Here is an 18,976-nt window from a genome sequence, read left to right as displayed (position 1 = left end):
CCCCATTCCTATAAGGCTACTACTGTCCACAAGTAACGAAATAAAGTGAATCTACGAGTAATTCTATACGAGCAATTCTATTACCTTTACATTTTGGGTAAGTGAAATTTTCTCAATATTTATGTGTAAAACGAGAAAAATACTGTAGAAATATATTTTCCCTTTAAAGTAATGTGTAAAAAAATAGGTTATTTTTTACCTAACGGTAGGTTGAAAGTGTTTTTAATGAATGATACGCTTTATATAATCTCATGTTTTATTAGGAGGATTTATTATGAGTAAAAGTGAAGAAACATTCTCTTCCATTATCGAGGTGAGTTACCGCTTATTCGCTGAATATGGTATTGCTAAAACAACTTATTCGATGATTGCTGAAGAGGTTGGTATCGCAAAACCATCTATATATTACTACTTCAAGTCTAAAGATGCTTTAATTGAAAGTATCTTTACTGAATTATGTAAAGCTATGCAGTTTTCTTCCTTCTTCCATACAGAAGAGTTTACGAAAGAAAATTTTATTGAGAAATGTGTTGAAATTGGATTCACAATAATTGATGAACAGGAGGGTGATCCTTATTTTAATCGTGTGTTGCAAGAATATGTATTACTCTCTTCAAGAAACGATATGTATAAAGATAGATTACTAACTGTGCAAAAAGAATATTTATATGGATTTGAATCACTCCTTACAAAAGCAAATGAACTTCAATTAATCGAAAATAAAAATCTAATTTCAAAAGCTCATATGTTAGCATTAGTGCTTGATAATGTAGGGAATTTTATGATGTTACATGTGGATATAGATTATAAACAAATATGGATTGAAGCTGTAAACAGTATTTTTGAAAGAAGGGATTGAATTGAATACTAAAAAACGAATTATCGGCTTAGATTTTGCTAGAGCTTTGGCGATGTTTGGTATGCTGCTTGTTAATTTTATGGTTATAACAGGTGCAGAACGAAATGGTCCCCCATTTTTAATAACTTTCATGTCACTTTTTGAAGGTAGAGCTTCTGCCTTGTTTGTTATACTTGCTGGAATTGGCATATCTTTCATGACTAGATCATCTGTTGCTAGCAATGAAAAAATAAAAATTTCTAATAGCCGGAAAATCATCTGGAAACGGGCACTATTCTTATTTATTTTTGGATTACTTTTATACGTAATGGAGTGGACTGGGGATATATTACACTACTACGGTGTTTACCTTTTCGTTGCTGCATTACTCATTACAGTACGAAAAAAAGCATTACTATTGCTATCTATTATTATCCTACTCTTCGCACAATCTCTTCAGCTTACTTTCAATGCTTTCGAAGGTTGGGGAGGCCCTACTCCATTTATAAACTATGTAGACTTCTGGACAGTAAACGGTTTTCTTCGCAATCTATTCTTTAATGGTTATCACCCTTTTTTCCCTTGGTTTTCGTTCTTCTTAATCGGTATGATAATTGGCAGATTAGATCTTCATAATAAAAAGATTAGAGATAGGTTGCTCTTGCCCGGTATTACATTCACCATACTGATAGAACTTTTATCAAAGGGACTCACGCACTACTTTATTCCACACATTGGCAAAGAGGCTGCTACATTTTTGTTTAATACAGGGCCCATTTTACCAAATATATTTTATATTTTATCTGCTACAGGATCCGCTATTGCTATATTAATAATTTGCCTCTATATCACTGAAAAATATGAAAATAATTGGTTTGTTACTTCCATTATACAAACAGGTCAATTAACATTAACTCATTATGTAAGTCATGTATTTATCGGGATTGGAACATTAATTCTATTCAATAGAATGGAACATCAAACACTACTTTTCGTTTTATTATTTGCTACTGGATTTTTCATTTTGAGCATTTTATTTAGTGTGCTATGGAGAAAGAAATTTGCTAGAGGCCCTATTGAATGGATTATGCGAAAATTTGCCGGATAAAGTGAAACTTTAATTCGTGGGGGTTTTGTCCCCCCACCGATTATTAACCTACAAATAGCGGGATAATCTCCCCTCATACAAAAAGGAAGTTGGAATGATTCCAACTTCCTTTTTTCATTAATTAGCCTCGCTTAACTTAATTCGGAGTTTTGTCTCCCCTAAAGAAAGCTCGTCGTCTTCATTCGTTAAGTGGCCAAATGTAAATTGCTTGACGAGTAAGTTTTCTTCCAATAGATGTTTATGAGTCGTTAACGTTTGCTGTAGTTCTTCCTCTGCATCAAGAATCACATCAACTCGTAAGTTAACTGGTAAATTCAACAGCTTACGATATTCTTGAACCGCACGAATGAATTCACGAGCTACTCCTTCTTGTAACAATTCTTCCGTTACATTCGTATCTAACATAACCGTATATTGTCCGTTAGTCGTATTAGAGAATCCTGATTTTGCAACTTTCTCAACTAACACATCTTCAGCGGTTACAACCACTTCTTCTCCTGATGTTGCTTCGTAAACTGCTCTTTCTGTTGATACAAATTTTTGTACTTCTTCTTGTGATAATTGTTTTAACCAGCCGTTTACTGCATTCACATTTTTACCGAACTTCGGCCCTGCTGTTTTAAAATTGAGCTTCAATTGATATGATGTATACTTCGTTTCATCCAGTTCAACATGGAATGCTTTCACATTTAGCTCATCCATTACAATATCGCGATAAGATTCCCAATCGATATCATTCTCTTTATGCTCAAGTAATACAAGCTCAGCTAACGGCTGTTTTACTTTTAAAGAATGCTGATTACGGTTACTTCTTCCAAGTTCGACAACTTGTAAAACAGCATCCATTTCCGCTTCTAATTTCGGCTGAAGTAGTGATTCATTTACAACTGGATAATCCGCTAAATGAACGCTACTTCCTTCTAAATTCAGATGAATGTCTTCCGCGACAAACGGTGTAAATGGTGCAATTAATTTACTAATTGTTACAAGCACTTCATGAAGTGTCTCATAGGCAGATGCTTTTTCAGCGTTCATACCAGATTCCCAGAAACGATTACGTGAGCGTCTTACATACCAGTTACTCACTTCATCTACAAGTGCTGCAATTTCACGAGCTGCATTCGTAAATTGATACTCATCAAGTGCTGTTCTCACTTTTTTCGTTGTACTATGCAATCTTGATAATACCCATTCGTCTAATTTCGTAAGCTTTACGTCATACGTTTCTTTCGGATTATACTCATCTAAATTTGCATATAAAACGTAGAAGCTATACACATTGACTAATGTATCTACAAATTTAGATTTCGCTTCCAGTACTGTTCTTTCAGAAAAACGCTTCGCATTCCACGGGGCACTATCAACGAGTAAAGCCCATCTTAGCGCATCTGCACCAAACTTCTCTACTAAATCAACTGGATCTAGTGCATTGCCTTTACTTTTAGACATTTTTTGTCCTTCTTCATCTAAAACATGCCCTAGTGATAACACTCGTTTATACGGCACTTTGCCTGTATATAGTGCTGATACTGCTAATAAACTATAAAACCAGCCGCGTGTTTGATCAATTCCTTCTGCAATAACATCCGCTGGAAACTGCTCTTCAAATAAATCTTTATTTTCAAATGGGTAATGATATTGTGCAAATGGCATAGAACCACTATCAAACCAAACATCGATTACTTCTGGTGTGCGATTCATTGTGCCTCCGCATTTCCCGCAGCAGACTTGCACTTCATCTACATACGGCTTATGCAATTCTAAATCTTCAGGTGTTTCTTTCTTACTATGCTTTCTTAATTCAGCAATGCTTTTCGGTGCGAACTGATGGTCGCAACTTTCGCATTCCCATACGTTTAATGGTGTTCCCCAATATCTATTTCGGCTAATATTCCAGTCAACCATATTTTCTAAAAACTTACCAAAACGTCCATGTTTCATATGATCCGGATACCAAGTAACAGAATCATTATTTTTTAAAAATGTATCTTTAATTGCAGTTGTTCGGATTAACCAACTTTCTCCTGCATAATAAAGAAGTGGTGAATCACAACGCCAGCAATGCGGGTAACTATGTTCATATTTTTCTTTATGATATAGCAAACCTTCCTTCGCCAAATAACGAACGATATCAACGTCACAATCTTTTACAAATTTACCTTTCAAAAATGGTACTGCATCTGTATACTCACCTTTTCCATCTACAACATGTAGGAACGACAATCCTTCACTTTGAACAACTCTATAATCATCTTCCCCATATGCTGGAGCAATATGAACGAGTCCAGTACCACTATCTGCCGTTACAAAATCCGCTGCAATAACACGGTAACCATTTGTCACTTCTTTCATTGGAAATGGTGCTGTGTAAAATGTATTTACTAATTCTTCACCTTTATGAACAGATAATACTTCATAGTTTTCTTTTAATACTTCTTGTACACGTTCTTTCGCAACAATGTATACATGACCTTCTTGTTTCGCTTTAACGTATTCCATATTTGAATGTACAGCAAGTGCAACATTTGCTGGAAGTGTCCATGGTGTTGTCGTCCAACCTAAGAAATACTCATTTTCACTATTTTCCACTTTAAACTTAACTGTTGCACTTAAATCTTTTACTGTTTTATACCCTTGTGCAACTTCATGTGAACTGAGAGAGGTTTGACAGCTTGGGCAGTACGGTGAAACTCTATGCCCTTTATATAACAAGCCTTTTTCATGAATCGTCCCTAAAATATGCCATACACTTTCGATATATGGATTTTCTAAAGTAACGTATGGATCATCCATATCTACCCAATAACCGATACTTTCAGTGAACTCACGCCACTGCTTTTCATATGTGAATACACTCTCTTTACACTTCTTAATAAATGGCTCAATTCCGTACTCTTCGATTTCATGTTTACCAGAAATACCAAGTTGCTTCTCAACACCTAATTCTACAGGTAAACCGTGTGTATCCCATCCTGCTTTTCTTACTACTTTATAACCGGCCATCGTTTTATATCTTGCTACTAAATCTTTAATTGCCCGACCAAGTGCATGGCCGACGTGTGGTAAACCGTTCGCCGTTGGTGGTCCTTCATAAAACACAAACGATTGCGCGCCTTCTCGATTCTGAATTGATTGTTCAAAAATGCTCTGTTCGTTCCACTGCTTACGAATACGTGTTTCTCTCCCTACAGCTGACTCTTTTACATCTACTTTCTTCATCTACAATCACTCCTTTGAATGTTTTAAAAGCACACAAAAAACCCGCCCCTATGAAGTAGGGACGAGTTTACCCGCGTTACCACCCTAATTCTATTAGCTTTTCACTAATAGCGCTTAGCAACGTACTAACATACGCGTTCTTTGTAACGGTAGACATCCGTCCGGGCCTACTTACTTTCAGCCTCGGCTCCTCGGAGATGATTTTCAAATAACGTCTGAACACCGGCTTTCAGCACTTTACCGGCTCTCTGGGGAACAGTTCATTATTTTACTCTTTCTCGTCTTCAGATTTGTATACTTTATTAAAAGCTATTTTATGCCATTTAACAATAAATTGTCAACTAATTCAAAATATATTTTTATTTATATCCTTTTTTCACTACTTATATACATATACAATTACTTTTCAAACTCTCTCAATCTTGCTAAATCTTCATCTTCTTCGATAAGTTCAACAAAAAATCCAGATTCATCCTCACGAAGTACATGTTCAAGCTCTTCTTTCGCCTCTGCATTTCTATTTAATAACGCTAAATAACAAGCATGATCATATCTTGCTAACAGATCACTCGTATCCATTGTTACTACTTCACTTGTTATTTTTTCTGCCTTTATCGTTTGTCCGGCACTATGATATGAAGATGCTAATGAAAGAAGAATTGCCGTATCATTTGGATGATGTATAGAAGCATCTTCTAATAACTGAATTGCCTCTTCATATCTCTCTTGACTTTGGTACATTTCTCCTAAAGCAAGAAACCCTCTACTTACAAACGGTGTTTTCTCCGTTAATTGTAAGCATATTTTTTCTGCTTTTCCTTCTTCCCCAACTTTCAAGAATACTTGCGCTTGTATAAGAAGCGTATCATAATCATCCGGTAGCTCTCGAACTAATTGCTTCATTAACTCTAGAGCATCTTGTAACAAATCCTCGTCCTCACACTCAATGAATAGATTTACAAGTTGCTTCGCTACCTCATAATCCCATTTATTTTCTAACGATGTTTGCAGAACATCTATCGCTTCTTTATTCATCGATACATTTTCGTAAAATGATCCAAATCGTTGCGCTGCCATACTATTTTTTGGATTTAACTTTAATGAGATTTCATATAAATCAATGATTGTTGTAACCATTGAAATTTCTTTTGCCCGGTTTTTCATACGATAAAAAGCTCTCGTAAATATAGATTTTTTCGGTTGTTCATTTTGTTGACGTTCAATCCATCTTTCCGTAACCGCAGCTGCTGCATACATGAATGCTGTACTTCTTTCTGCTTTTTTCACTTTTAATGTATGAAGAAAATCTCGGATGTTAGACAATTTCTTATGTTGTTCTACCGCTTTTACATAAACATCAAATATACGTTCATTATTTACATCTTTTTGTATTACTTTCATTGCAACTTCAATCGCTTTTGCATCTCTTTTTTTCACTAATACTTTTGCATAATGATATAGAACTTCTATATGTCCCTCATCTACTTGTAGTGCTTCTTCAATTCGTATCTTTTCTGTATCTATTTCATTCATCGCTCCATACACATACGCAATCGCATCTAAGCGCCATATTTCGGGTACTTCGCCTGCTAGATGTTCTAATTCCTTTAGCAACTCTTCTTGAAGATTTATTTCTACTGAAAGCTGTGCCAAATATTCCATATTTATATGCAAAGGCTCTTCTTTCATCGCCTGAACCATATGACTTTGTTCTTTGAAACGGTCTTCTTCTTTTTCGTATATTTCTGCTAGTTGTAAATGTACACCTAAGAAGTTTTCATCAAGCTCTAAACATGTTTCATACGCTTGTTTTGCTTCTGTCAATTGTCCTAATGCCATAAGTGTTTCACCAATTCGGTAATATGGCAATGCCGTTTTCTTTTGTTCTATTGCTTTATTATATCTTTTCATCGCTTGGCCATACTGTCCAATAGATTCATGTAAAATACCTGCATAACAACTGTATTCACTTACTTCATTTCTTTCTTTTTGTAACGTTCTTAAGAATGCTATACCTCGTTGTACAAATACAGTTCCTTTAATTCGATTCACATATTCATCTAACGCACTTGCTACATTATATTCACTCTGCTTTATACCACTCTCTAACTTAGACAATGCTACTTTAAGCCCATCTTCATTTCCACCAAGTTCAACCTCTGCATCCCATAAAACCATTCCTGCATTCATAAGGAAATCTTGGCTCTTTTCAATTTGTGTTTCGAGACCAAGAATATATTCTTTCGCTTCATCGTATCGCTCTTTTGCCATATAAACTTGCGTAAGTCCGAAATGAGAATAAACATCTTCATTATCTTCTTCTAAAGCACGCTTATATAATGTTTCTGCTTCTTCCAGACTATCATTTTGAAAATGATAATCACCTAATCTTACATATAGAGACGCCTTATCATCACAATTCTCAATACCTTTTAATAAAATTTCTTTTGTGCTTTTCTCATCCTTCAAATCAGATTCATAGATCTCTGAAAGTTTCGTATAAATGTAAGGCGCATTACTATCTAACTGAATCGCCACTTTAAGTCCTTTTATCGCTAAATGTAATTTCCCTAATTGATGCGCACATCTCGCTCGTTCATACCATACATGCGCCTCATTTTTATATTCTCTTAACAAATTATTAAAGATTTCATATGCTTCTTCATATCTTTCTAAATCTATTAATATTAAACCGTGATTCGTTAAAGTGAACCTTTCTGGACTACGTTCTACAGCTACTTGAGAAAACTGCAACGCATTTTCAGATTGATCGATATACATATAAGATAACGCAAGGAAACTCCAGGCGATTGGCTGATCTGCGTCCAATTGTAATGAGGAACGAAAACTTGAAATCGCTTCTATATAACTTTCCTGTTCAAATGCATATCTTCCATTTATCAAATGATATAAAGCACGATTATTTTTCTTCTCAACACTTGCCAGCATTTGCTCAGCTTTCTCCATTTCTTGAAGACGAATAAAGCACTGTGCACCATGCAATTTAACAAAATCCGAGTTCGGAAACTTTTCCATTAACTTTTCTATACAATATAAAATAAATTCTTTATCTACTTCAACATCTAAATGTTTCATCGTATATAACCACGTATTCGGATTATCACTCGTCTCTTTTAAAAATCGTACTAAGTTATTAATTCCCTCTTTATCTTGTTCATCTAAATGATCTGTAAGAGAGAAAATGGATTTAAAATAATGATTCTCTTCTTCACTTAAAAATGCTAGTTGTTCCTTCTTTTCTTTCGGAACAAACGTGATCGCCAAACAACCTGTATAACGATATTTCTCTTGCAATTTACTATATTCCACAAGAACTGGTTCTATAAAGTTTGGATCTTGAACATAAAAAGCTTGTAACGTATCATCATATCCTGATAGCACTTGCACATGTGAAGCATGTTCGATGTCTATACTTAATAAAACGGGGATCTTTCGGTCGAGTAATATCTTATAAATTTCCTCATTCCCTTTAAAATAACGATATTCATAGCCTAATTCTTCAATATAAGAGACCGTATCGGAAAACTTTGAGCCTGTCATATCAAAAATAAACTCTGCTATTTCATCTTGTGTACGTTTTTCTCCCCATAGCTGCAACATCATTTCTAAACTTGTCGGAACACAATAATTATCCTTTTGTACAATTGGAACTATCGGCAGGTGAACCTTTTTTCCATCTGGATTTTTTTCTAAATTATGATATAAAGAGCCTTTTAAACTTTTTTCTTCTTTTAATAACTGTTGTAAATCTACAAGTTTATTCATTTTGTACAACGCTTCTGCACGTAAATGTACAAAGTAAGTTTCATAAGCATGATAAGGAAGCGTACTATTAATTTTATCTATTACCGCTAACATCTCTTCATATTTCGCTAAATCTAATAAATACTTTACCTTTTCAAAATGAAAATATGGTACTTGTGGAAACTTTACAATCGCATCATCGATTAACTGTAATGCACGTTTTTGTTCCCCTTTATTCGCATATAACTGTGATAATAAGTAGGTAGATAGTTCTTCACAATCTTTATGCTGCTTTCCAGCTAAAAATTGTTCTTCTGCTTTCTCCCATTCACCTGTATGCATATAGACGTAGCCCCATTTATCAAAGACCGCACGTGTACTGTACTCCTCTGCTTTTTGCATATAAATGAGCGCTTCTTCATTTCGTTTCATTTCTAATAAACATCGTACTAAAGTAAAATATGTTTTCGCTAAAAAATCGTCATCTATTTCTTCTTTATCTGCCTCTTCTAAAGATTCTTTTAACAACTGTTCTGCTTCAAGGATTTTTCGCTCATCAATTAACTCATCACAATATAAAGAGAGCGTTCTCATATTTGGGAATTTTTTATAAGCGTAGCGAATGAGGAATGAACTGTATTGGTGCATAAGCCCTTCATCAGTAAGGCGAATTAATATATCAAACTCCTTATGTGAAGGAATATTAGCAAGCCAAGTCTTCACATAGGATAAAGTATTTGTTTCTTTTATATATGAAATTTCATTATTTATTTCCTGTAATCCATCTACAAATCTCTTGTCTTTCAAACAAGCTTCTAACTGCTTAAAATCTAGCATGCATTCACCTCGAATATTTATTTAAACTGCTACTTGCTTAGATTTTACACATCATATTGTAGGTATTCAACTAAAATCTCCTATAATGGATAGTATTATTTAATATTATTCGAATTTATAACAAAATATAGTAAAGATGATTGTTTTTCTTCGTATTTTGTTTAATTATATGGAATAACGTGGATTGAGGATCTTATCTTTTCAAGGCCAAAATCAGTACATGAAATTATATCGGCGATAATTCAAATATATCAGCGCTTCTTTCGTTTTATCGGTGATTTTCAAAATATATCGACCGATTCTTAAAATATATCAGCGATTATACGGTGAATATCGACTTATCGATAAAAAATGTCAATCCTCAATAAATCGCTACCTTTTAACATTCTATGTCACCAAATGTAATTTTCATATTCGGAGCATATACTAAAGATGAATGTATATGGAGCGCTTTAAAAAATCGTAGTTCTGCTTCATATTGAGCTAATGCTTCATCATATGTTAATCCTCTTATCATTAAACGTTCTATAAATTGCTGTTTATCACCCGGGTTGTCCGCAATCCCCTCTTCTCTTAATGAATGATACAAACTGTGTTTATCATTGTGATGCATACTAGAGTCTAAAAAGTTCACTTTATCGCTCACTCTACACTCAATATTTTTCACACCTAATTTACTTAAATACATCGGTATTTTCATGCCAATATTTCCATCTTTACCGTTTCTCTGCGCGTCTTTTTCAAATAACTTCTGCAAAGCACCTAGTTTAATAATTTCCGATTGATTCTCTCCATCTAAGACATATGAAGACATATTTGAAATCCAATGTGGTTCAAAACAGATTATTTTACCACCTTTTTTAATTGCATGTATCATTTTTTCTAACATCATTTTTGGAGTATTCATATGTAATAAGAAAGCATGACAGATTGCTATATCGTATTTATCGTTCAATTCAATTTCTGTAGCATCCCCCTCAATAAATTCTGATTCATATGGAAGTAGATGAAACAACTCTCTCGCTTCAGCAAGTAATGTTTCTCCACTGTCAATGCCTGTATACTTTGAACCTTCTGGAAGTAACGGCATTAATACTAAGCCTAAATAACCATATCCACAACCGAAATCAACGATTTGTACGGGCTTATTAATCTTCCAAACTGAATTTACTAAAAAACTTACATAATCGTCGTTGTAATATAAATCTCTTGTATTTTTTAAATATGTTAGTTTACTGTTCCAGTCGTATGTTTCCAAGCCTAACGCCTCCTTATATAACATTACAATTCTCCATTTAATAAAGACATTCCTATACTTTAAAGAAAAGTTAAGTTTAGTTTTAAAAAAATGAAACTTTTGCTTATACCTTTCCTATAAATATAAAAAAGATATACATATCTACTATGATACGTACACCTTTTTATGTTACATCTCCTCAGGTGCCTCCACCCCAAGCAAACGTAATCCCTCTTTTAATACAACCGTCACAGCATAAACTAATACCAGTCTGCTGTCTTTCTCTTTACTCTCTTCCAATATACGCACATTTCCATAATATTTATTGAACGATTGTGCTACATCTAATACGTATTTCGAAATGATTGATGGCTCATTTTTGTTGAAGGCTGCTTCAATTACTTGTGGGAACTTATTCAGTAATTTTACGACGCTCCAGCTATGATCATCTTTTAATGCAAACGTACACGTTTCAAATTCTACACTTTCTTTTCTTAAAATAGAGCAAGCACGCGCATGTGTGTACTGTACATATGGTCCTGTTTCTCCTTCGAATTTCAGCATATTTTCTAATGAGAATTCGATATTATGCATACGCTCATTTTTCAAATCGTGGAAGATGACTGCTCCTACACCGACTTGCTTTGCTACTTCTTCTTTCTGTTTTAAGTTTGGGTTTTTCTCTTCAATATTTTGTTTTGCAAGGTCTATTGCTTCTTCAAGTACTTCTTCAAGTAAAATAACTCTTCCTTTACGTGTCGACATTTTCTTACCGTCTTTTAAAATGAACCCAAACGGTACATGTTCCATGCCGTCAACCCAATTGTAGCCAAGCTTTTTTAATACAGTGAAAAATTGATTGAAGTGTAAACTTTGTTCCGGGCCAACTACATATAGGGCTTTATCAAATGCATATGTGTTTTGACGATATAACGCTGCCGTTAAGTCACGTGTTGCGTAGATCGTCGCACCATCGGATTTTCTAATTAAGCAAGGCGGCATTCCCTCTTCTTCTAAATTAACGACTAATGCGCCTTCTGACTCTTCAAGCAAATCATGCTCCTCTAAAATCCCAATGAAATCTTCCATTAAGTTATTATAAAAAGCTTCTCCTTGAAAATTAGTAAATTCTACACCGAGAAGTTCATAAATTCGAGAAAATTCTTTTAAGGATTCGTGACGGAACCAATTCCAAAGCTCAACAGCTTCTTCATCACCTTCTTCTAATTTCTTAAACCAAGCACGCCCTTCTTCTTCTAGTTCTTCGTCGTCTTTTACCTCTTCATGGAATTGAACGTATAACTTAAATAATTCACGGATTGGATCCTCTTTAACTACTGCTTCATTTCCCCATTTTTTATAAGCAGTAATTAACTTTCCAAACTGTGTTCCCCAATCCCCAATATAATTAATTCCTACAACTTCATAGCCACATTTTTCAGCGATATGTTTCAGTGAATTTCCAATCATTGTAGAACGTAAATGCCCCATCGAAAAAGGTTTTGCAATATTTGGAGATGAGTAATCAATAACTACTGTTTTTTCACATCCAAAGTAGTTTTGACCGTATTCTTCTTTCTTAGCTAAAATCGTTTTTAATACAGCATCACTTACAGTTTCACGATTGAAAAATACATTTACATAAGGACCAACAGCCTCTACTTTCGTAAAGAACGGATCATTTACTTTCTCTGCAATTTCCTTTGCGATAATAGCTGGTGCTTTTTTATATTGCTTCGCTAGTGAAAAACATGGGAACGCTGCATCTCCGAATTCATCTTGTTTCGGTGTTTCGATTAAATCTAAAATTTGATTTTGCGTTAATTCATTTACAAAAATATTTGATAAACTTTTCGCAAACTGTGTTTTATATTCCATACTACAACCTCCTTATTTTTTTAAAACACAAAAAACTCGTCTCTATATAAGAGACGAGTTTTAACCCGTGGTACCACCCTTGTTGTTCATTACGAACCACTTTCCCGTTTATAACGAGGACAGGGGACCTCGGCTTACTTTACTATTCGTTCAAGAAGCGTCTCCGAAGTGCGCTTCATCTTTTTCTTCCGCACTAGGCTCACACCATCCCTAGCTCGCTTTCCTTCTGAAAAAGACTACTCTCTTCATCACAGACAGTATATTTAATTAATTATTGCTTATTATACATCTTTTCAAACAATTAGCAAGGGTCAATTACGCCAAAATGAAACTTTGCACTTTTTCTTTTGTATACGTAAAAATTGTGTTTTTCAAATCTAGTACTACGGAAATGGTCTTTCAGAACGATACGCTTTCTCGCCACACGCTTCGCTTCCGCAATTGTTTCATCAGTAATATCATGATACAAAGCGAAGTGTTTTAATCCTTTAATTCCATCTGATTCTATGACAGTTTCTTCAAACATCGGATCAAGGTAAACAATGTCATAACTATTATCCTCACATTGCGTTAAAAAAGCGAAATGCTCTGTTTGCTTTACATGGATTCTTTGCATTGCTTTATCGATTTCAGCAACTGATGAAGACCATGTTTGCAAACCTTTTTCCATTATGTAAGCCATATATTCGTTACCTTCAAGTCCTGTTACCTTTCCACTTTCACCAACAATATAGCTAGCTACAATACTATCTGATGCCATGCCGAGCGTACAATCTAGCACTGTCATCCCTCTCTCTAATTGGGCAGCTTGTACAAACGGATCGTGTTCTCCGCGCATTAACCTTTTCACACGAAACATTGCTGAGTTTGGATGAAAGAAAAACGACTCTTCCGTACCTTCAGGGTAAATAGCTAATCGGTTCTTCCCCACAACAAGCACATCTTGTTCATATTTCTCATGCAGTTTGTGCACAGGTATATCATTACGTATAACGAAAGAACTATTTAATTCTGTCGCTACTTTTTTTGCATAAGATGTCATTTCTTTATTTGTTCGTCCTGCTGTTGTTACTATCATTATTTCACCTCTATATAAAGAAAAGAGGGAGATTTACTCTCCCCCTTCTTTAGCAATTCTTTTCGAAAGCTTGTTCTAAGTTCGTAATAATTTCGTCCATTGTTGCACCTTCAATTTCATGACGGTGAATGAAGTGAACAACTTCTTTTCCTTTTAATAATGCCATAGATGGTGAAGATGGAGGGATTTCTCCGAAGTATTCACGCATTTTTGCAGTAGCATCTTTATCTTGACCTGCAAATACAGTTACAAGATGGTCAGGTTGTTTTTCAGCACGAACAACTGCTTGGCCTGCTGATGGACGCGCTAAACCAGCTGCACAACCACAAACTGAGTTTACAACTACTAAAGTTGTACCTGATGCATTCTCCATAAATTCTGTAACAGATTCTTCTGTAGTTAATTCTTCAAATCCAGAACGCACTAATTCTTGACGCATTGGAATTACCATTTGGCGCATGTATTCTTCATAAGCATTTGACATCTTGTATCTCTCCTTCAACTTTCATTCCAAATTCATCATATCACGCTCTATTAATAGGTGCAAAAGAAAGATAGTGACGTTTTCATTTTTTTGAAGGGATTTCACAAACCCCTTCACGGCAATGTCCGACTGGGACAAGTTTTCTATTGTTAGCGATATAATCATATACTTTGCTTCCAAACCCAAGTACGATAGATAATTTTATAAAAGGCACTGCAAACCAATAAGATGGAACGGCCTTCGCTAATACGTTTATGCTATGAATTCCGTCATACCATTTATTATTTTTAAAAATATACATCCTTTGCTCCATCTTACTTTGTAGTTCTTGAGAAAGATCATACTTCTTAACTACATCATCATCTCGAAATGAAACAAATGTCATTTTACCCTTTTTATCTAATTTCTTCGTACGCTCTGCCACTGCAGTACACATCGGACACCAACTATCATAGAAAACAATCATATATTATTCCCCTTTACGAGATTCCGTCATTTGTTTCCATACAGAACCTTTCGCTTCTTCGCCGCCTTCAATACGCTCTAATGCAAGACGAGCTTGCATCGCTACTTCAAACTCTGGATCATCTTGCGCTGCTTTTAATGCCGGAATAGCACTTTCATCTCCAAGTTCAAATAAAAACATAGCTGCACGCCAGCGTACTAATTTACTTGGGTCTTTCAGCGATTTAATCATAACGAACATCGCTGCTGGGTCACCCACGTCTGATAAGCAATCCCCTGCAGTACGACGAACACTTACTGAACGATCTAATAACGCTTTATATAATAACGGTAATACTTCATCACCTTTTACCATACCTAAATAAGCTGTTGCTATGCGGCGGATAGATACTTTTTCATCGTCTAACGCCATTTTCAACACTAGAATATCCTCTTCAGTAGGATCCATTTGCTCTAAAGCTGCAAAACGGTTTTTCCAGTCAGAATCTTTCATCATCTCTTCTGTTACTTTATATGGCTCACGCTTTTGAATCGTTACTTCAACTGCCCCAGCCTGATCTAATAATTCTTTAACTGTTTCATTTACACGTTCTTCTGAATAAGCAGCAATAATTTCTTCTACTACTTCTTTCCCGATTTCTTCAAAATTACCGTAACGTGTACTTTGCTCTACCCATTTACGCTCTTTCACAACGTTAGGTGCAGACATTTGCACTTTCATGATTGATTCTTTAAAACGATCAGGTAAACCAACACGCTCTTCCGTCGTTCCATCTGTTAACTTTACTTGCATCGGAATAGTAAAGAACATTTGAATAAACACTTTCACTTCTCCAAAGTGAGAAAGTTGCTGTTCTTCGCTTTCTTCTACTACTTCTTCACCGAAAACGGCACGAACTTGTTGTAATAAAACTTTCCAATCATACTTCGCATTACGCTCGACTGCTAAAAAGTCTGCTACATGATACACACCTTTAATGCCTTCAATTTTCAAAATTTCTTGCACTTGTACTGGTGCTTGTTCTTTATTTTCATTTGTATAATTATTACGCGCTCCTGATGATAATACTTCATTCAAAATAACTTTCATTGTATTTGGACTTGGCGTCGGTTCAATTGCTTTAATCTTCACGTAAAAAACTCTCCTTTATTGCGTGTTCTTAGCTGTATTGTAACATGTTATCACTCTATACTCCTACTCGGATGCTTTATTTTACTACTTTCTTCCTGCTACCATACTATTTCATCCTTTTTTACATTTCAAATTAGGAACGAAATTTGAAAACCATTCGCTTCCGATAAGTTTTATTTTAAGGAGGAAATTTGTTTTCTTTGCCCTACATAAAAAGAGGTATCTATATCCTAGTTAGATCATTCATTTTAAAGTGAAGTGCAGTTAATAAATACAGCTCTGGAGGATACTACTAAAAAAGAAGAACGATTTATATATAAAAACGTTCATACGAATGCGCTCTGAGGGACTTGTTGGTGGAGAATTGATTTCTGAAGACATTTTGATTGTGAATGTTCCGAAAGATGAATTAATGGAATTGTTTAGAGTGATAGAAAGAAAAAAGGCGAACCCTTTATGAGATTAAGGGGTTCGCCTTTTTTTGTTACCGATAATTTCACATTATGTCAAATATATTTGTATATGATATACATCATCATGGTGTTAGCAAGCAAAAGTATATTCTTCATTCCTGAAAACAGTAGATGGAAGATTGTGACCTTCTGAGTCTGCTAAGAAAGAATACACAAGAACATCCTCAACATCATCTTTATTTCCTCTAATGATGACATCAAGAAAATCTTCTATATGGAATTCTGGAGTAAACAACACAATCTTAGATGTTCTGTTTGGTCCTAAAGAAACAATAGTACGAGAGATTTCAACTAATTCATTTTGCGTTGGGAAAAAAGTGTTTGGACTTCTCTTAACAATTACCGTCACATTACTAGTATGGCAGCGTGAATCATTGTTTAACATAATATTGAGAGCAGTTGGAATAATACCATTCTCAGAAACCGGAACTCGAAAAACCCCAGTAGATTTATGAGCCATATAATCACATCCTTTCAAAATAAAATATTTTTAACAATATAGTAGATGCAAGAAAAGTTCATTTTGATAGGGACAAATTATGTGATTAATATGCACATAATTATCTTCAATATTAATAAATCAATGATTCAAAAGATTAACAAGTACCGTGAAAAATGTGGAATAATACAAATCTAATAATCCCAATTCAATGAGTAACCATTTCCAGAGGAATCTTTCAATATTCAGTATAAAAGATTTTAAATTTATAATTTTCGTTAGCTTGTTTTTCTTCAAAATTGCTGACGGTACCCCTTCTTTAACTTTATTAAAATACTTTCCACAAAATTTTTCCGAAGCTATTACTTAAAATCCCCTTTTATTACGATGCCCCCTCCCTCCTTCTCTCCAAAAAGGTAATACTCTCAATCACAACTTCAGTTCTATATATTTTCTTTCCTTTCTCATCATCGTAATTATTCGTATGAATACGCCCTGTAATTCCAACAAGTGATCCCTTCGTACAGTATTTTGTTACATTTTCAGCTGCTCTTCGCCAAACGACACAATTTATAAAATCTGCTTGTTGTTCACCTAAACTATTTCGAAATCCTCTATTCACTGCAACACATATTCGTGCATAAGCGACGCCTTGTTTTGTGTAGTATAATTCTGGATCCTTTGTCAATCTACCGATTAATACAACTCGATTCATCATAAGTTATACCACCTCGCATGTTTTTCTTTATTGTAAAGAAAAATGTGTGAAGGGTAAAAAGGATAAAATTATATATTTCTAAAGTAAAAAGTATTACTTTACATATAAAAAAGCAAAAAAGAAACCCTACATATTTTGAACATGTAAGGTTTCAAGATATATTATACTTCACTGTAAGAGATGTAATACCCTCCTCGAGCCATCTTTATTTCAGCGCTAAACAATGCATCGTCTAAGTAGAATGTAATCGGTTTAACTTTACTCTCAAATTTTAGTAGTTCATTACATTCAGTTGCATACCCTTCAATGGCTGAAATAATGCATTCTGCTGCCGGATATGTTAAAGCATCATCTAGTTCTATGAAAAAACTTTTAGAAAATAGTTTTTTCATAATCCCTTTCTTCTCTTTCATCATATTCCATCCCCTTCCATTCAAACTTCTAACATCCACATTATACCATTCATTCAATTTATCTTTGAAAATAAAAAAATCCTGCACATTTCATGCAGGATTTTTTCATTAGTCATTTTTCGTAAAGTAAGAAACGAAACGAAGAATTTCTAAGTATAACCATACTAGAGTCATCATTAGACCCATTGCACTGTACCATTCCATATATTTTGGAGCTTGGCTACGTGCACCGCTTTCGATTAAATCGAAATCTAGTAATAAATTTAATGCAGCAACTACAATAACAACCGCACTAATGATAATACCGATTGTACCGCCCTGGTGAATATATGGAACAGTTACACCGAACATATTTAATAAGAATACGATTAAATACATAACCATAATTCCCATTGTCGCTGCAATTACACCCGTACGGAATTTATCAGTTACCTTTACAACGCGTGTTGCATATAAAACTAACATTGCAAATAGAATTGAAATTGTAAGTAATACAGCGTTTAAAACGATAGAATCGCCAAATTTCATTGTATAAACTGCTGAAATACTTCCTAATACAACTCCTTCTACCGCCGCATAAATTGGCGCCCCAATTGGTGCCATTCGCGGGAAGAAGATAGATGCAAATGCGATGATTGCCGCAATTACTAATGCACCAATTAACACTGGCATTTTCATCGTACCCTGCATCATCTGTATGTATGAATAGACAGACGTTGCAAGTAGCAAGATAAGCATGATAAACGTTTTGCCTACTGTTCCGCCAATAGTCATCGCAGAAGCGCTTGCTCCCTCTTTACGAAATGCCTCTTTTTTCAACATTGGATTAGATGTTCTCATTTTTTCCCTCCTAAAATAGGTTCTACCAATAGTGTAAAGTTTTTCTCTTTAC

The 18,976-nt window shown here is 34.7% G+C and carries 14 protein-coding genes and 2 other annotated features; of the genes, 2 read left to right on the top strand and 12 right to left on the bottom strand.

Going from position 1 to position 18,976, the window contains the following annotated elements; translation table 11 throughout:
• Positions 1-274 precede the first annotated feature (274 nt).
• Together JDS95_RS08905 and JDS95_RS08900 are read left to right on the top strand one after the other, a co-directional pair.
• On the top strand, positions 275-859 hold the full coding sequence (locus JDS95_RS08905; RefSeq protein ID WP_000045216.1) for a TetR/AcrR family transcriptional regulator: 585 nt from the start codon (positions 275-277) through the stop codon (positions 857-859).
• 1 nt (position 860) lies between these two features.
• Positions 861-1,946 carry a DUF418 domain-containing protein gene (locus tag JDS95_RS08900; RefSeq protein WP_001093119.1) on the top strand — a complete coding sequence of 362 codons (1,086 nt, stop codon included), beginning with the start codon at positions 861-863 and terminating at the stop codon, positions 1,944-1,946.
• Between the two features lie 117 nt (positions 1,947-2,063).
• Here JDS95_RS08900 and ileS read toward each other — a convergent pair whose 3' ends face one another.
• The 12 genes from ileS to JDS95_RS08840 form a co-directional block, all read right to left on the bottom strand.
• Positions 2,064-5,165, bottom strand: coding sequence for an isoleucine--tRNA ligase (ileS, locus tag JDS95_RS08895; RefSeq protein WP_199690410.1), 3,102 nt, complete (start codon positions 5,163-5,165; stop codon positions 2,064-2,066).
• 54 nt (positions 5,166-5,219) lie between these two features.
• Positions 5,220-5,459, bottom strand: a binding site (T-box leader).
• Between the two features lie 105 nt (positions 5,460-5,564).
• Positions 5,565-9,767, bottom strand: coding sequence for a bacteriocin-processing peptidase family protein (locus JDS95_RS08890; RefSeq protein ID WP_199690409.1), 4,203 nt, complete (start codon positions 9,765-9,767; stop codon positions 5,565-5,567).
• Between the two features lie 379 nt (positions 9,768-10,146).
• On the bottom strand, positions 10,147-11,049 hold the full coding sequence (locus tag JDS95_RS08885; protein ID WP_002043219.1) for a class I SAM-dependent methyltransferase: 903 nt from the start codon (positions 11,047-11,049) through the stop codon (positions 10,147-10,149).
• Between the two features lie 144 nt (positions 11,050-11,193).
• Positions 11,194-12,882, bottom strand: coding sequence for an arginine--tRNA ligase (argS, locus tag JDS95_RS08880; RefSeq protein WP_000456031.1), 1,689 nt, complete (start codon positions 12,880-12,882; stop codon positions 11,194-11,196).
• 46 nt (positions 12,883-12,928) lie between these two features.
• Positions 12,929-13,143, bottom strand: a binding site (T-box leader).
• A gap of 40 nt (positions 13,144-13,183) precedes the next feature.
• Positions 13,184-13,960 carry a class I SAM-dependent methyltransferase gene (locus tag JDS95_RS08875; protein ID WP_000637474.1) on the bottom strand — a complete coding sequence of 259 codons (777 nt, stop codon included), beginning with the start codon at positions 13,958-13,960 and terminating at the stop codon, positions 13,184-13,186.
• Between the two features lie 49 nt (positions 13,961-14,009).
• Positions 14,010-14,444 (bottom strand): BrxA/BrxB family bacilliredoxin, encoded by a 435-nt coding sequence (locus tag JDS95_RS08870; RefSeq protein WP_000063715.1) that lies wholly within the window; start codon positions 14,442-14,444, stop codon positions 14,010-14,012.
• Positions 14,445-14,526: 82 nt separating this feature from the next.
• Positions 14,527-14,910, bottom strand: a complete 384-nt coding sequence (locus JDS95_RS08865) for a thiol-disulfide oxidoreductase DCC family protein (protein ID WP_000634893.1) — start codon at positions 14,908-14,910, stop codon at positions 14,527-14,529.
• A 3-nt stretch (positions 14,911-14,913) separates the two neighbouring features.
• A complete protein-coding gene (locus JDS95_RS08860; protein WP_199690407.1) occupies positions 14,914-16,041 on the bottom strand; it encodes a conserved virulence factor C family protein in 1,128 nt (375 codons plus the stop codon).
• 543 nt (positions 16,042-16,584) lie between these two features.
• Positions 16,585-16,974, bottom strand: a complete 390-nt coding sequence (locus JDS95_RS08855; RefSeq protein ID WP_000940649.1) for a hypothetical protein — start codon at positions 16,972-16,974, stop codon at positions 16,585-16,587.
• Positions 16,975-17,335: 361 nt separating this feature from the next.
• Positions 17,336-17,671 carry a single-stranded DNA-binding protein gene (locus JDS95_RS08850; RefSeq protein WP_000982003.1) on the bottom strand — a complete coding sequence of 112 codons (336 nt, stop codon included), beginning with the start codon at positions 17,669-17,671 and terminating at the stop codon, positions 17,336-17,338.
• A gap of 161 nt (positions 17,672-17,832) precedes the next feature.
• Positions 17,833-18,087, bottom strand: coding sequence for a DUF4318 domain-containing protein (locus tag JDS95_RS08845; RefSeq protein WP_000975117.1), 255 nt, complete (start codon positions 18,085-18,087; stop codon positions 17,833-17,835).
• A 105-nt stretch (positions 18,088-18,192) separates the two neighbouring features.
• The gene (locus JDS95_RS08840) at positions 18,193-18,924 is read right to left on the bottom strand and encodes a Bax inhibitor-1/YccA family protein (RefSeq protein WP_001260657.1); all 732 of its coding nucleotides are present in this window, start codon (positions 18,922-18,924) and stop codon (positions 18,193-18,195) included.
• Positions 18,925-18,976: the final 52 nt, after the last annotated feature.

It is taken from the genome of Bacillus cereus group sp. N24 (genome assembly GCF_016483345.1).
Lineage (GTDB): Bacteria > Bacillota > Bacilli > Bacillales > Bacillaceae_G > Bacillus_A > Bacillus_A toyonensis.
The sequence above is the reverse complement of the archived record's forward strand: the minus strand, read 5'-3'. Positions and strand labels throughout refer to the sequence as shown.

Bases quoted from the DNA above. Each gene is read 5' to 3' on its own strand.
- JDS95_RS08890 (WP_199690409.1), bottom strand. From the start codon at position 9,767: ATGCTAGATTTTAAGCAGTTAGAAGCTTGTTTGAAAGACAAGAGATTT.
- JDS95_RS08875 (WP_000637474.1), bottom strand. From the start codon at position 13,960: ATGATAGTAACAACAGCAGGACGAACAAATAAAGAAATGACATCTTAT.
- ileS (WP_199690410.1), bottom strand. From the start codon at position 5,165: ATGAAGAAAGTAGATGTAAAAGAGTCAGCTGTAGGGAGAGAAACACGT.
- JDS95_RS08865 (WP_000634893.1), bottom strand. From the start codon at position 14,910: ATGATTGTTTTCTATGATAGTTGGTGTCCGATGTGTACTGCAGTGGCA.
- JDS95_RS08905 (WP_000045216.1), top strand. From the start codon at position 275: ATGAGTAAAAGTGAAGAAACATTCTCTTCCATTATCGAGGTGAGTTAC.
- JDS95_RS08850 (WP_000982003.1), bottom strand. From the start codon at position 17,671: ATGATGAATCGAGTTGTATTAATCGGTAGATTGACAAAGGATCCAGAA.
- JDS95_RS08885 (WP_002043219.1), bottom strand. From the start codon at position 11,049: ATGTTATATAAGGAGGCGTTAGGCTTGGAAACATACGACTGGAACAGT.
- JDS95_RS08845 (WP_000975117.1), bottom strand. From the start codon at position 18,087: ATGATGAAAGAGAAGAAAGGGATTATGAAAAAACTATTTTCTAAAAGT.
- JDS95_RS08870 (WP_000063715.1), bottom strand. From the start codon at position 14,444: ATGTCAAATGCTTATGAAGAATACATGCGCCAAATGGTAATTCCAATG.
- argS (WP_000456031.1), bottom strand. From the start codon at position 12,882: ATGGAATATAAAACACAGTTTGCGAAAAGTTTATCAAATATTTTTGTA.
- JDS95_RS08840 (WP_001260657.1), bottom strand. From the start codon at position 18,924: ATGAGAACATCTAATCCAATGTTGAAAAAAGAGGCATTTCGTAAAGAG.
- JDS95_RS08855 (WP_000940649.1), bottom strand. From the start codon at position 16,974: ATGGCTCATAAATCTACTGGGGTTTTTCGAGTTCCGGTTTCTGAGAAT.